This is a genomic window from Rhizobium sp. CB3171 (genome assembly GCF_029714265.1).
Lineage (GTDB): Bacteria > Pseudomonadota > Alphaproteobacteria > Rhizobiales > Rhizobiaceae > Rhizobium.
In genome coordinates this window covers 1,110,998-1,125,475 of the sequence record NZ_CP121653.1, presented here as the reverse complement: position 1 = coordinate 1,125,475, position 14,478 = coordinate 1,110,998, and the positions used below count along the sequence as shown (strand labels likewise).

The window sequence follows — 14,478 nt, the reverse complement described above, 5'->3', positions numbered from 1 at the left end:
CCATGACAATCGTCGGTTCTTCGATGGGATGCTCTATGTGTTGCGTTTCGGCTACCCTTGGCGTGACATGCATGAGTGTTAGGCCTGAGGGCTGAGCAAGGCGTCTGGGACGTATCCTTTGAAACGCTCGCAGAACTTGCGCTGACCGACGATTGACAGCATATGATCGACAGCACGACAGTCCGGACCCACTCGCAAGCCGCTGGGGCTAAAGGGACTTACAAGGGGCTTTTGGTAGATCACGCGGCGTGAATTTGCTTTCTCTATTTGTCCAATGGTGGCGTGCTGCCGGATGCAGGTAAGCGCCGTCCCAATACACCCTTTATCTACTTGTCGAGTTCTGGCCAGGTCACCTTCTCCTGAAAGAGCCTGTCGACCACGCCAGCATTTGCAAAACGAAGGATCATTCCAGCTTTCGCTCCAAGTCATCGCCGTTGGCTGAAATCGCTCATATACCCCATGTCTTCACGATCTGCGTCTGCAATCCACCGGAAGGCGGCGACGTCAAAACCGTCGTAATTGTTTGATGGCTGAAATCTGCCGCGACCTCCGTTGCAGCTACCTCACAACGCTCTCGATCGTAAGCGGTTAGCCGACGGCGTCTGGTTTGAAGTTCCATGGCATGAGCAGCTCAATATCAGCGGCTGGCCAGCGATTTGCGATGCGGGTGAGCGTTTGAGATAGCCAGGCAAGCGGATCGACATTGTTCATTTTTGCCGTCTGCAGAAGTGTGGCGATCGTCGCCCATGTCTCTCCGCCGCCCTCGCTGCCGGCAAAGAGACTATTCTTCCTCGTAATGGTTTGGGGCCGGATGGCACGCTCGACTATGTTGGAGTCGATTTCGACGCGGCCGTCCGTCAAGAAGTGCTCCAGCGCCTCCCGGCGTGTCAGGCCGTAGCGTATCGCCTCAGCAGTCTTGGACTTTCCGGAGACTTTGGAGAGTTCCTTCTCCCACAACTGGAAGAGATCGGCGACAATGCCAGCGGACGTCTCCTGACGGCGCCTCGCGCGCGTTTCGGCATCACTGCCGCGGATCTCGTCCTCGACCTTCCAAAGTTCCGTCATGGCTGTGATCGACGCCGTTGCAGCGTCATTAATGCCGCCGACATGCAGCTCGTAGAACTTTCGGCGTAAATGTGCCCAGCATCCGGCAAGCTTGATCGTTTCATTGCTGCCGGACTTGGCGCGCTCCTTGAGCATGCTGGTATAAGCCGAGTACCCATCCACTTGCAGGATGCCGCTGAACCCGGCGAGATGACGCGCGACACACTTGCCACCCCTGCTGTCTTCGAAGCGATAGGCAACCATCGGCGGGCCAGACCCGCCAAACGGTCGGTCATCGCAAGCGTAGGCCCATAACCACGCCTTCATCGTTCTACCAGAGCCGGGGACCAGCGTCGGTAAGGTGGTCTCGTCTGCAAAAACCCTCTCTCCGGCTTTAATGCGTTCCAAGATGTAATCCGCCAAGATCCGCAGCTCGAAGCCCAGATGCCCCATCCATTGGGCCATCAAAGAGCGGCTGAGAACCACGCTGTCGCGCAGATAGATCGCCTCCTGGCGGTAGAGCGGAAGACCATCGGCGTATTTCGACACGGCGATATAGGCCAGCAACCGTTCGCTCGGCAGCCCACCTTCGATGATATGCGCGGGCGCCAAAGCCTGCAGCACGCCGTCACGTTCGCGGAAGGCATATTTCGGGCGGCGTGTGACGATGACCCTGAACTTCGGCGGTATGACATCAAGCCGCTCGGATCGGTCCTCGCCGATCAGAACCTTTTCCAAGCCTTGGCAGTCGTCGGGGATCTCCGGCTCGATCACTTCCTCGATGCGTTCGAGATGGGCGGCAAAACCTTTGCGTGGCCGCGCCTCCTTTTTGGCCGCTCTTTGCCCACTTGGCCGAGCTCGCTGTCAATCGCCGCAAGGCCAGTCTCGACCTCCTCAAAAGCGAAGTCTATCTGCTCGTCGTTTATCGCCAGCCGCAGTCGCTCGGAGCGCGTACCGTTTTGGGCCCGCTGCAAAACCTTCAAGATCGCCGTCAAAGTGGTGATCCGCTCGTCGGCTTTCTGTTGGACAGCCTTCATTCGGGCAATTTCGGCGTCAGTCGCAGCCTTCTCTGCGTTCAAAGCAATGATCATCGCTTTCAGCGCATCGACGTCGTCAGGAAGGTCTGGACCGGGTAAAACCATGCGCGTAATAGAGCATAGAATCAGCCGATTTCCCAACACTTACAGCAACATGATTCAACTTGCCGCACATCGTCATCAGCCGATCGAAAGTGGCCGGCGCACCTTGGCGGGGCGGATCTTTTTCCAATCCATTCCGGCTAGAAGTGCCATTAATTGCGCATGATCGAGACGGACGCGGGTAGCAGACGGGACAGGCCAGCAGAAGCCATTTTCTTCGATTATTTTGTACCTCACAACAGAATGCAGCCACTGCCAACGCAGATACGCAGTTAGTGCGGGTGACGCATCCGTTTCATCCTTTATTCCCACGGCAGTTGCCGTGCGTCGGCAAGCGCTACAACCGGCATGGTGAACGCCTTTTGCTGCAGACCGAGGACACCACTGTTTGGTCGGTTCCTCCGCAATGGACTGATCTTGTGAGCTTGGATCCTGAGGTCGTCATGAGCAACGGGCGATCGCTCTTGCGGGTAGTCGACTTAATGGAGTTGGCCACTCTGGTGAAGCGCCTTTCGAGCAAATCGGGGCCGGGCTGACGTGCGGAAGTGTAAGGATAAATATGCCGCATTTGTAAAGTGGATTATGCCGCAAGAGGTCGCTTTTATGAGAGGTTACGCCTGCAAATACAAGATATCTCGTCAAATAGACCATAAGCATCGTCTTGACGAGGCAGCAAAATGCGTCATAATTAGCATTACGCTAACACCGCTTCATGTCCTCGGAGCCATCGATGTCTGCGAAGTACGACAGCAAGCGCACAAAGACGGATGGCCTCATCGAAGAGGGCACGTTCAATCCCACCCCCGAGAAGGTGCGCGATCCAAAGTTTCGGGGCAGCGAGTTCTTCGATCCGCACGACGCCGTGCAGGTCAAATACGAGATGCTGCGTCGCGTCTCCATCGACAAGGTGTCGGTGACGGAGGCCTCCGACGAGTACGGTGTTTCCAGGCCAACCTACTACCAGGCCAAGGTGAACTTCGATATGGCCGGCATTGCCGGACTGGTGCCGACGAAGCCGGGGCCCCGCGGTCCCCACAAGATCGACGACAAAGTCCTGGCATTTCTGCAGGCGCAGCTCGCCCCAGGAGAACCCGTTCGCGCCCGGGAACTGGCCAAGCTGCTCCGCCAGGAACTCGATATCGAGCTTCATCCCAGATCGATCGAGCGGGTTCTAAAAAAAAGCGGCACGTAAACATTGCCGCGACGGCGGCATGCCCGATCCAACCGTCGACCATCGCGTCCCAGTACGAGGTATTGCGCAAGGCAGCCCTCGGCGCAGCGCTGCCGCTTATGGCCCGTAGCGGCCTGATGCTCTTTCTGCGCCGGGGGATGTGGGGATGGGTTCAGGCGCTGACCGCAGCAGCAAGCACTCCGCGAGAGCAGAATTACCCATCGTCATTTGCTTGTCCGCTGCACGGCGGACACAGCGCCGTCGTTCACGTCCTTGCGACAATCGCCATGAGCACCAACGATCGGAGGTCACCATGAATGTACATCTCAAAGTCCAGCCTCATCACCTCGAACGCGGCGCCTACCTCTACATCCGCCAGTCTTCCATGCGGCAAGTCGTTGAGAACGTTGAGAGCGCCAGGCGGCAATATGCGCTTCGGGGACGCGCTGTCGCCCTCGGCTGGCGCGACGAGCAGATTATCGTCATCGACAACGATCAAGGAGAGTCCGGTGCATCGGCGGCGTGGCGCGAGGGGTTTCAGCGGCTGGTCAGCGATGTCGGCATGGGGCATGCCGGGATCGTCATGGGCCTGGAGGTCTCCCGTCTGGCGCGCAACAATGCCGACTGGCAGCGTCTGCTGGAGATCTGTGCCCTTGCCGACACCCTGATCCTCGACGAGGACGGCGTCTATGATCCGGCAAGTTTCAACGACCGGCTCCTGCTCGGCCTGAAGGGAACAATGAGTGAGGCCGAGCTGCATGTGATCAAAGCCCGGCTGCGCGGCGGCATTCTCAATAAGGTGCGGCGCGGCGAGTTTCGTTGCCTCCTACCGACCGGGCTGGTCTATGACCATTTCGGCAATGTGACTCTTGATCCAGACATGCAAGTCAGAGAAACGATCATTCATTTCTTTGAGATGTTCTCTCGCCTCGGGTCCGCCTCCCAGACCGTCAAGGTCTTTCGCAATGAAGGCCTATTGTTTCCATCGCGCCTACACAACGGCGGCACGCTATTTCGGCCGCTGACCGCATCGACGGCGATGCGTGTCCTGAACAATCCGCGCTACGCTGGCGCCTATACCTATGGCCGACGACAGTTTCGACGCACCATCGACGGCAAAAAGACTCTGCGTGCGCGCGACATTGATGACTGGCCGGCCTGCATTCCCGATGCTCATCCCGGCTATATCAGCTGGGAGCGACATCAGGAGAATCTGAAGATCCTCAAGGCGAATGGCCGTGGATTTGAAGCGGCACGAGCTTCAATCCCAAGGGAGGGACCGGCACTGCTGCAAGGCCGGGCCGTGTGTGGGCAGTGCGGCAGCCATCTTAGGGTTCGCTATGCGGCGCGACGTGGCCGGCAGGAAGCCTGGTACATTTGTAATCGTGCCCGCATTTATCGTGCGGAGCCTATGTGTCAGTCGATCGCTGGGCCTCCCGTCGATGAAGCCATCGGTATGCTGATTGCCGAGCAGATGACGCCGGCGGCCGTCGAACTCGCTCTCGAAGTCCGCAAGGAGATCCAAGCCCGGCATGAAGAAGCAGACCGGCTGCGCTGTCGCGCAATCGAACGCGCCCAAACGGAAGCCGAGCTCGCTCAGCGCCGCTTCATGCTTGTCGATCCTAGTAACCGCCTCGTCGCCGACACGCTCGAAGGTGAATGGAACGAGAAGCTTCGCACGCTGGCCAGTGCCCGCGAAGAGCGCGAACGTGGCCGAGAGCACGATCAATTCATCCTCGATAAAGCTGTCCACGAACGGTTAGTCGCGATGACGGCCGACTTCAACCAGCTCTGGAAAGATCCGGATACCCCAAGCCGCGAACGCAAGCGATTGCTGGCCCACATCATTGAGGATGTCACTCTCTTAAAGTTGCCAGCGGAAGGAACCACTAAGCTTCACGTTCGCTTCAAGGGCGGCAAAATCCAGACGCTCACCACCATGAACCCAAAATCCTCTCCTCAGCAGATCAAGACAAAGCCCAGCATCATTGAACTGGTCGATAGGCTTCTCGACGATTACATTTATCCCGAGATCGCCGAGATTCTAAACGAGCAGGGGCATCGCCCAGGTGGAACCGCACGTCGCGGCTGCCAGGACGCCCGCTTTACACCCCTCAAAGTCGCCTATCTCATCCACGAATATAAGCTGCGATCACGATATGATCGACTGCGACAGCGGGGAATGCTGACAAGACAGGAAGCGGCAGTGCATCTCAATATCAGCGAGCAAACCGTCGCCAGATGGGCCAAATTTGGCCTCATCACCAGACATGCCTATAACGGGCACTATAGCCTGTACGAAATCGCCGATGGAGACCTGCCGCAAAAGCAATGCAGTCGATGGAATCCACTCGAAGATCGCGCTGCTGCGTATCGACAAATGCAAACCGAGCCAAGAACATCAACTGGCGAGGAAAGAGGTGTAGTATGAACGCCGATCGTTGGCGTAAAGGCAGACCCCACTGCCGTCCCACCAAACAATGCGGATCCGGTCTGCACGTTTCGAGCGGAATACATAAAGAGCACCGTTAAAGGGGTCGAGGCCGCCATCGCGCACCAGGGCCATCAGCGAGGCCGCGCCTTTGCGGAAGTCAACCGGTTGGCACGACACATAGACCACGACACCCGAAGCGATCATGCTTGCCGTACCGCCCTGACGATGCCGCTCAGCAGCGCCGGATCGATCGAAGCGCTGACGCGAAGTGTCGTGTCGCCCACCTGGATCTCGACAGTGTCCGTCCGCACCGCCTCGAAACGAGTAAAGGCCTCATCGTTTTCGGTTGCTCTCAACCGCTGAACCGAACCAGATGCAAGGGCTACGCGCCGCCATCCAAAGAGCTGCGATGGGTCCATTCCATGGGCACGCGCGACCGCAGAGACATTTGCGCCCGGAGCCAACGCTTGCTCCAGGATCAGAGCTTTCGCCTCATCTGACCACGACTTCGGTTTCCGCCGCGTTCGCACCGGCTCCGCCGTCAGAATTTCGAACGTACGATCATGATTCATATCTTCACTCATAGGATTCCCAGCATGATTCATGCTGAAAATGAGCGATTTCGCGTCTCCATGCTACGTGGGATGGCCTGTCCGCTTACTCTCGATCTTCATCGCTGAAATCCGAGTCCACCATAAATTCCAGGACAATGCCGGTCGTTCCAGCCGCACGCAACAGCGGCCAATGTGGGCGAGACTGCCCTTAGCAATGCGCGTTGGACACTGAGCCGAAGCGTTATTTCTCGATCCGGTGCCGACATAAGACCTCTCGTCATAAAGCGATTTCACGGCATCATTGCCCGCGACTTTGTCAACAGGGCCAGCTATTTCACGAGGCGTTTCGTCTAATGAAATTCGTGAAGAAGCCCAGCTTATGGTAGTCCGAATATCAGATGCAGAACTTGCTAGGGAGTTTTGCGAAACGCATGGCGGATTTTACAAACAAGATGAACGCTACTCCAAACGACGTTGATCACAATCGCATGATTGCACTGATTGCCGAGAAGCGTCTGCCTGAGTTAGGTCTGGTACGAAAGGGGAAATCCCGCTTGTGGTACAAAGACAATGGCTGGTGGATATCCCTTGTAGAATTTCAGCCAAGCGGTTGGGATCGGGGCACCCATTTGAATGTGGGCATGACATGGTTATGGAATGCCAAGGGCTATTTCTCATACGACCAGGGTGGTCGCCTCGGATCATTTACGAAAGCAGGGAACACGGAACTCTTTACCGAAGAGGTCGAAAAGCTCGTCGCTTTTGCCGTCGCTGAAATAAGCGCCTTTCGGCGACGATTTTCATCGATTGAAGCTGTGGCTGCTGATCTCGCACGATCAGAAAAAATCAGCATCTGGGACCATTTTCACGCAGGTGTTAGCGCCGGTCTCGTGAAAGATAAGAGCGCTTCGTGCGCGGAGTTCGATAAGGTGATGTCAGCATCCGCTCACGCGCCGTGGGTACGTGAGTTACAATTAAAAGCCGAAAATTTCTCGAAGGCAGTAATGTTTCAAGAGGACTTCCAGAGCGCAATTGAACGCGAGATTGCTAAGGCACGCAATCTCCTAAAGCTTCCGGCTCTAGCAAACCCGTTAGCGCCGCTCCTGTTAACGTAGGATTGCACCATGAAATCGCGAAAGACGGCGAGTTCTGCTCGGATAGCCACATTTCGGGTCCGATAGATAACTTGTTGAGGATATGCGTCCAAGCCAGGCCAGCGAGAACGTCCATGTCTCAGTCCTTCCGGCCGTCGCGAGGACATGGCAAGCCATTTAACGCCGCCGAAAGCAGCGATTTGATATGGGAGAGCGTTGCGCGTGGGAACGATCAGCTTGAGACACGCTACGGCGTCGCGAATGCGGAAATTGTCGCGAACGACAGTCGGAGGTCGGAGGGGTTAACGCGCCCCGACCACTGCAATCACTCAGAGCGCTCGAACTTCGGCAAGCCGCTTCACCGCGTACTCGTCCCTCCAGCAGACGGTGGCTTCCCATGCGGCTGACGCTTGCGCGGCAATATCATATGCGCCCTCGTCGAGATCAGCAGCGTTTTCGGGCAGCACCAGGTCAAGGTCGGGGACGTCGACATGTGACTCATCCCAGTCGATTAACGCGACGCGATCTGCTGTCATGCGGACGTTGCCAGGGTTGTTCGGGTTGCCGTGGACAACGCAAGTCTGACGCCCGATTAGCCGCGCCCATGCTGCTCTACATCGGATAACGCCCTCGGACGGCATCGCGGCAAGGTTGACCCTCGTTCCGGTTTCCGCATGCAGGAGATCGGTTGACGATTTCCAACCGGGGCGTTGTGGCCAGCCGTGCGTCAAACGATGCAGCTCGCGCAGCGTGTCGGCGACGCGACGCCAATCGGACACGGTCTCGGGTGGCCCGCCCTGCAGGTACTTCATCACCACCAGACCATCCGAGAACAATCGACCGTCTATCGTCGGGATCGGCACTGGAACGGTCATACCTTCGCGGTGGAGGTGCTGAAGCAGGTCAGTTTCCCATGCGAGATCAGCGTCGGGCCTGGATCCAAGGCGACCGACCGCGATCCGCCCGCCGATGCGAATGCTCCACACGTCGTTGGCAACTCCACCAGCGAGTGGTTCGATACGAGCCGCGTCTTCACCCCATTGTCTGAGTGCTTCCCATCCCATTGGCGATATCCTCGCGCCTCGATCAAATCAACCAGCGGAATAGAGAGCGTCTACGACACCACGACGTCCGCCAATGGCGCGATCCGGCTGAGACATTCATCGCCGCTGGGAGAGTCATCTTTCAGCTGCAGCTATGTCCGATACTCCGTCGCGAGGAGACCCATCATCAGGTCGTCATGCCACACGCCGTTCACGAAAGCCGTTTCCCGCTCGCGTCCTTCCACCACGAAACCACATTTTTCATACGCACGGATCGCACGGGCATTATAAGCAAGGACCCTTATCCCGATGCGATGGAGCTTCAGCTCCGTAAAGGCATACTGTATCAGAAGGCGGATCGCTTCAGTTCCAAATCCTTTTCCGAGCTGGGCTGGATCATAAATGGCGACGGCCATCGATGCCCGGCGGTCCTGAACATGAAAGCTATGAAGTTTGATTTCCCCGATCAGACGTCCATCGGTCTCGATTATCCAGGCGTGACCGTTTTCAGTTTGCGCCTGAGCCCACTTGTGGGCTGCGTCTATGGTCATTGGCTTTGCGTCTGTTCGGCTTACCCCAAACATTTCGGCGATATCGACATCTGTCCCCAGCGCGAGCCGGGCTTCAGCGTCTTTGAGAGAGGCGGGCCTTAGCTGGACGTTTGCACCTTTTAAAATAACCACAGCGCCATCCGATGCCAGAATTGATCCAACTCCACTTTAGACAAACGTGGTCGTATGGCAACGTCCGGTAGTAACCCACTCCGGTTAAGCCCGTCGGCTGCTCCGAAGCATGGCGCGATCCAAGTCTCGTGGAGGATCAACTTTGCGGTAATGTCATTTGGAGCAGCGGAAACGAGATTCTTGTTTGTGGGGGTGCTATGTCAGGTTGGATACAGAGGTTCTTTCGTGGCCATTCATCGAAGGCAAACGCGGTTAATCCGTCCGGTGATGCGGCGGTCAACCTGGCTGCACACACTGAAGTCAATCTCGAACCAAAGTTCGTCATTGACGATCCGGCGGTGCTTCCCGTCTGGTTTGATTTCCCCGCGCATCACACTAGACCTGCCACCTATGACGGGGTTTTCTGGGAGATCGAACCATGGGGGGAATATCTCTACTATCTTGCTGGCGCGTTTCAGAAAAATCATAAGGGACTTCTGCGTTTCGGCACCGCTCCATTGGAAATCCGCGCGGAACGCAATTTTGAGACCGAAGTCATAAGCATAGGCTTACAGGATGCGGATCGCGTGCAAGCGCAGGCCCGCAGCGGCGAGCCTTGGCGAGGAATGACCGTGGGGGATGCCTGCCATCTGTTGCTACCGGCAAAGCGTTCATTGGGCAGTGAGTCTTGGATCGGAGCATTCAAAAACAGCTCTTCAGATATCCTGGTGGGGCGCTCGCACTTATCGCTCGGTCTCCGCTCTGAAAAGGGTGAACCCTATGTCGATATCATCTATCAACGGCACTACCCAAGCGCGACAGATGACCAAGAGCCATTCCTCTTTGAGGTCAAAACCCATTGTCGGCTCCCTGACGTCTTGGTCGATGACATTATCAAGCTGCATAACGAGGTTACTGCCAACTATCGCGAACTGCCGCCGACGCGTGTGAGTGGCGCAATCAAAATGTGAGCTAGTCACCACCTGGCCCGTTGAAACGGCATTTGAATCGATAACTCACCGTGAGCGGATCCCGATGACATAAGTGGTATCAATATGATGAGATAAGGATCGTCGATCCGCCAACGGGGCAATACTCCCAACTCCGTCCAAATCCCAAAACTTAACCCTGGCCGCAAGAGAAGGTTGCATTGCGACGCCCCGGAGTTCTAGTGTCTCGGTGCCCTGGGGAGCTTTGCATGTCGTGTTTGTCTCGCATTCTTTTCGCCCTCGTTGCGAGCGCCAGCATCGCATCGAATTGCTACGCCGATAGCCCTAACTATTCTGGCACCGGCTTTGCTGTGACAAGCGATGGATGGGTGCTTACGAATGCCCACGTCATTGAAGGATGCACGCGCATCGAGGTGAAAGGGAAGGGCGATGCGACGGATCCCCGTGTCGACGCCAACAACGATCTTGCCCTCATAAAAATCGCCGCTCCTGAGCCGTCGAAGCCTATCATCTTTCGTCGAGCACCGACGAGGCTTGGTGAAGATCTCGTTGCCATGGGCTATCCGCTCGCTACCCTGCTGGCGGACTCTGTCAAGGTAACAACTGGCAACGTCAACGCGCTTGCAGGGCTTCGAAACGATACGAGATACATTCAGATATCAACGCCGATCCAGCCCGGGAATTCCGGTGGCCCAGTGGTTGACCGCGACGGATTCTTGATGGGTATTACGAGTGCAACGCTTTCAAAGGAGACCGCCGACCAGATCGGCATTACCGCGCAGAATGTGAATTTTGCGATACGGGCTTCGGTCGCCGATCTGTTCATGCAGTCGCAAAGTATCGAAGGCCAATCCGGCGACCGAGCCGCAGATCAGCAACCGATTTCAACGGCCGATCTCGCCGAAAAATTATCGCCGTCGGTGTTTCAAATCCTCTGCTATGGAAAGCCGGAAGTTCAAGCGGCCCCCAAACCTCCTGAGGCTTCGACGAGCCTTCCGGTTCAGCCCACCGCTACCGCCCTGATCGACGCCCGTGGTTATGACGCGATTGGCTTCGATTATCGGACGCTGAAAGACGTCACCTACGCCGCTTGCCATCAGATTTGCGAGGGTGACGACCGCTGCAAGGCTATAACTTACAACACAAAATACGGTGTCTGCTTTCTAAAAGACAACGTGGTCGCATTGATCAGAAATGGTGACGCCATTGCGGCGTACTCATCTGCCAAGGCAGCCAGCGTCATAATGTCGGATTTCACCAGCTATTCAGGTATGGATACTCCCGGTGGCGACTATAAACGGTTGCGCGATACGAACTACCTTGAGTGCTTCACCACCTGCATCGGTGACAACGCTTGCAAGGCATTCTCCTATATCCCCAAGAAGTCGGAATGCTGGCTCAAGGATTCGCTGGGACGCCCGCGCATCACGAAAGGGGTTGAGTTGGGCGTGAAGTAGGCGCGAATGACTGCAGTCATGTTTTCGTTATCACAGTAGCAAGGTCGGAAAATTCTGCTATTTTTGCGGTGATCACCGTGCGTTTCCAACAACTAAAGTATAGCTGTAAACACATGTTCCTAATATTTCTTGGATTTTCAGAGGTAATACCTGATGAGTGACACGCGTCCGTACGCGATTAAGCTAAACTCCGGGACAAAAATTCGGCTTAATTCAATATACCAAACCTATACCTACGCAGGTCTGATGATGGGGGTTCCTAACGAGTATTACAATAAACGTATGGTCGAGCGGGCCGGTACGTTCACGGACTGGCCTGAGGTTGCGGATCCTAGTGTCTTGACACCACAGGAGACATTTCTTCCCGAAGCTGAGGTACCTGACGGCTTCCCATCGGAATTGGGACGCCCGGCGCGGCTTCCGCATGTATTTTGTAGGGCTCTTTTCCACGGCGTGAGCCGCAAGGATCGTGATGAACATCTGACGGCTATGGTTATACATTGGTGGCAGGATGAGTTGGCCATGCCAATTAGCGATGTAGCAATTGAGCAAATCCGCGAACTGGATTGGGATGTTTTGGCTATAGGACTGACGGATTAGTGTCGAATGCGTGGTCGGAAGGAGCCGGGATGCCGTGAACGCACAACTAGCCGCATCGAGCGTCGAGAGTTCTGAGGAGAAGTGAAGAGTTCATGCCGGTTGGGCAGAAATCGAAGCCCTGACGTTTATCTCGAAAGAGTGAAATGGAATTTCAGAATATTGATGAGCATGTTCTCGCAATGATCGAAATGGCGTCCAGAGAGCCACCCATGCCAATTTCATCAGATGACGTATTGGGGTGGGTAGGTAGCCTGTCAAACCATGACTTTTTTAGCTCAGTCGGTTTGCGTATCGCTCGAAAATACCGCGCGGGAACCGTCAACTATTCAGTATGCGACTCGATTATGAACGACCTCTGGTCTGTTCTGGTCGGCCACTTGGAGGAGCATGCGCTCCCGTCGCCATTTTATGAAATCTATATTGCGTTCGATGCAGGTGAATATCATCGGATGGCGGACTACAGCGATGTCCCGGAACGGGATTATACGGTTCCGATGATCGACAATATTCTCAGAAATTTTCCCTGATAGCTCGAACCCCCTTCGCAACGGTCGCCCGTAGCCTGGGGATGCTACGCATTGTTTGGTTCGCACACTGGGTTTGGTTGGAAGGGCGTTGGCGCGTGAAATGGCTATCGAAATTGCTCATATTTGTGGGCCTGATCTTCGCGGTGATCGCGAGCCTCGCGGTGTGGCAAAGAATCGCCGCCACTGAAGATGAATTCAGCTATCGCGTTGAGGCAATCTTCGACGAGAATGGAACGCCCGTCGTCGGTTCCAACGTCGTGCACATTACCGTGCGCCGTAACATCCCCTGTATCGGAATGTGCGGATACACCATTGCAGTTCAAGGTCAGGCAATTCCCGTCAGGTTCTCCAACGGAAAATATGTGTTTGTTCTACTTGGCGTGGCCGACCACTCGTTTAGAGCCGGAAACATGCCGTTTCAAGCGTTTGGGGCTCTGCCGCCATTTAAAAAAATAAGTGAACTTCCCAGTAAGCCATTGAACGTGCCGCCGGAGTACCTTCCCACAATCATCTACTTCACCGATATGGCGGATCCCGAGAGCGCCGTCATCGCCAACCAGGACAATCTTCAAGCTTTGGTGGGGGAAGATGTGCGCCTAATGAACATATCGGTGAAACTGACGGACGACCCAGTTTCAACGGGGATCGATCAATTGCTTCCCTGGGCCAAAAGGCGGGAGGTCATACAGAAGTCGAACGAGAATATATCGACGCCAAATTTTGGCTATCCAGAAACAGACAGCAATTCGAAGCCATTGAAATCCGATTATCCACGGTTTCTTGAAAGGAACGACTGGTAATGGACGGAGGCTTCGTGGGCGACATCCTTACCGGGAGTCAACGGCACGGCAGGCAATGCATGCCGCCGCAAGATGACCTCTCCGGGAAGCGATGGACGTGTAGCGCTACCGATGACTACGGCCACAACGACCACCAGCAAATCTAAATTCCGCAGCCAATCCTTTGCGGGCAGCCTCTAAGGGTACGCGACCGTTTCCGAACTTTGTAGGCTTTTCGGGATCACCAAGCACCAGCGAGTAAATTGCCGACAAGCGGAACGATCCTGGTTTTGCCCTGCTGATCTCGAACCGTGATTGATGCCTGCATTTGCTTCGGAGATTTCCGAAACCAGTTCGTGGCAACAGTTGCAAGGTCTCCGATCATCGGATGCTCACGCCAATCTGCAAAGCGCAGGGTCATTGCTTCAGGCTCAGAATGATAGAAGAAATCTCCCGAATGGAGGAGATCGTTGATAGACGGAGCCATCGCTGAAAGCGGCCGCTGAAACATCTTCGAAGGCACTGCCAGACCCGCTGCCCTCTCGGAGAACGCTGGGGCCATGAAGTCGATTGCCCATCCGTCCGCTTCGACCCAGCAATGAAAGTTTTCACCAGCGCCTGAGACATAGCCGTCTTCGCGGTGGTCTGCGAAAAGGACGCGTTTTCCGTCAAAATTGTAGGCGGCGAGACCACCCTTCGGCTTCGCTTTCATTTTGTAATGATGTTCGAGGATGAAGGCTCCGAACGTGCTGAAATACATGGAAGCCGTGGCGGGATTGGCATTTTCGTTGACCAACAGGCTATTGATGACCCTGTAAATCCGATAATAGTCGCTCTGCTTGATCAACACGGCGGTTCGCCCCTCAGTCCATGATGTACGCCGCTCCCTAGATGACGGCGGCTGCGATGTAAACGACGCATGTTGGCTTTTGCGGTAACCGGTGGTGACGCTCACACTGGCGTTCAACAGCAATGCCGAGAAAGGATTTGAACCTGAACGGGCATGGCAACATGCACTTGTAAT

Annotated in this window: 14 protein-coding genes and 1 pseudogene; 9 read left to right on the top strand and 6 right to left on the bottom strand. The window is 55.6% G+C overall.

The window, feature by feature from the left end; all coding sequences use genetic code 11:
• Nucleotides 1-28: 28 nt before the first annotated feature.
• On the top strand, nt 29-82 hold the full coding sequence (locus tag QA648_RS37050) for a hypothetical protein (protein WP_349254323.1): 54 nt from the start codon (nt 29-31) through the stop codon (nt 80-82).
• Nucleotides 83-588: 506 nt separating this feature from the next.
• Here the strand turns inward: QA648_RS37050 and QA648_RS24485 are convergent.
• A pseudogene (locus QA648_RS24485) lies at nt 589-2,186 on the bottom strand (IS66 family transposase).
• A gap of 727 nt (nt 2,187-2,913) precedes the next feature.
• Here QA648_RS24485 and QA648_RS24480 point away from each other — a divergent pair.
• Nucleotides 2,914-3,375, top strand: coding sequence for a helix-turn-helix domain-containing protein (locus QA648_RS24480; RefSeq protein WP_283047261.1), 462 nt, complete (start codon nt 2,914-2,916; stop codon nt 3,373-3,375).
• Between the two features lie 292 nt (nt 3,376-3,667).
• On the top strand, nt 3,668-5,785 hold the full coding sequence (locus tag QA648_RS24475; protein ID WP_283047264.1) for a recombinase family protein: 2,118 nt from the start codon (nt 3,668-3,670) through the stop codon (nt 5,783-5,785).
• Here QA648_RS24475 and tnpB read toward each other — a convergent pair.
• On the bottom strand, nt 5,756-5,992 hold the full coding sequence (gene tnpB, locus QA648_RS24470) for an IS66 family insertion sequence element accessory protein TnpB (protein WP_283054028.1): 237 nt from the start codon (nt 5,990-5,992) through the stop codon (nt 5,756-5,758). The genes QA648_RS24475 and tnpB overlap by 30 nt on opposite strands.
• Nucleotides 5,989-6,360 carry a transposase gene (locus QA648_RS24465; protein ID WP_240535525.1) on the bottom strand — a complete coding sequence of 124 codons (372 nt, stop codon included), beginning with the start codon at nt 6,358-6,360 and terminating at the stop codon, nt 5,989-5,991. Before QA648_RS24465 ends, tnpB begins: the two co-directional genes overlap by 4 nt.
• Nucleotides 6,361-6,773: 413 nt before the next feature.
• Between QA648_RS24465 and QA648_RS24460 the strand changes: the two genes are divergently transcribed.
• The gene (locus QA648_RS24460; protein WP_283054027.1) at nt 6,774-7,457 is read left to right on the top strand and encodes a hypothetical protein; all 684 of its coding nucleotides are present in this window, start codon (nt 6,774-6,776) and stop codon (nt 7,455-7,457) included.
• Between the two features lie 308 nt (nt 7,458-7,765).
• Here QA648_RS24460 and QA648_RS24455 read toward each other — a convergent pair whose 3' ends face one another.
• Complete coding sequence (locus QA648_RS24455) at nt 7,766-8,500, bottom strand: phosphotransferase (protein ID WP_283054026.1); 735 nt, start codon at nt 8,498-8,500, stop codon at nt 7,766-7,768.
• A 131-nt stretch (nt 8,501-8,631) separates the two neighbouring features.
• Nucleotides 8,632-9,162 (bottom strand): GNAT family protein, encoded by a 531-nt coding sequence (locus QA648_RS24450; protein WP_283054025.1) that lies wholly within the window; start codon nt 9,160-9,162, stop codon nt 8,632-8,634.
• Nucleotides 9,163-9,359: 197 nt separating this feature from the next.
• On the opposite strand from QA648_RS24450, the gene QA648_RS24445 reads away from it, so the two are divergent.
• The 5 genes from QA648_RS24445 to QA648_RS24425 all read left to right on the top strand — a co-directional run bounded on the left by QA648_RS24445 (nt 9,360) and on the right by QA648_RS24425 (nt 13,475).
• Nucleotides 9,360-10,112: a hypothetical protein gene (locus tag QA648_RS24445; protein ID WP_283054024.1), complete on the top strand. Its 753-nt coding sequence runs from the start codon at nt 9,360-9,362 to the stop codon at nt 10,110-10,112.
• 227 nt (nt 10,113-10,339) lie between these two features.
• On the top strand, nt 10,340-11,548 hold the full coding sequence (locus tag QA648_RS24440) for a trypsin-like peptidase domain-containing protein (RefSeq protein WP_283054023.1): 1,209 nt from the start codon (nt 10,340-10,342) through the stop codon (nt 11,546-11,548).
• Between the two features lie 153 nt (nt 11,549-11,701).
• Complete coding sequence (locus QA648_RS24435) at nt 11,702-12,148, top strand: hypothetical protein (RefSeq protein WP_283054022.1); 447 nt, start codon at nt 11,702-11,704, stop codon at nt 12,146-12,148.
• 143 nt (nt 12,149-12,291) lie between these two features.
• Nucleotides 12,292-12,675, top strand: a complete 384-nt coding sequence (locus QA648_RS24430) for a hypothetical protein (protein ID WP_283054021.1) — start codon at nt 12,292-12,294, stop codon at nt 12,673-12,675.
• Between the two features lie 95 nt (nt 12,676-12,770).
• The gene (locus QA648_RS24425) at nt 12,771-13,475 is read left to right on the top strand and encodes a hypothetical protein (protein WP_283054020.1); all 705 of its coding nucleotides are present in this window, start codon (nt 12,771-12,773) and stop codon (nt 13,473-13,475) included.
• Between the two features lie 220 nt (nt 13,476-13,695).
• Here the strand turns inward: QA648_RS24425 and QA648_RS24420 are convergent, their stop codons facing one another.
• Nucleotides 13,696-14,304: a DUF2026 family protein gene (locus QA648_RS24420; protein WP_283054263.1), complete on the bottom strand. Its 609-nt coding sequence runs from the start codon at nt 14,302-14,304 to the stop codon at nt 13,696-13,698.
• Nucleotides 14,305-14,478: the final 174 nt, after the last annotated feature.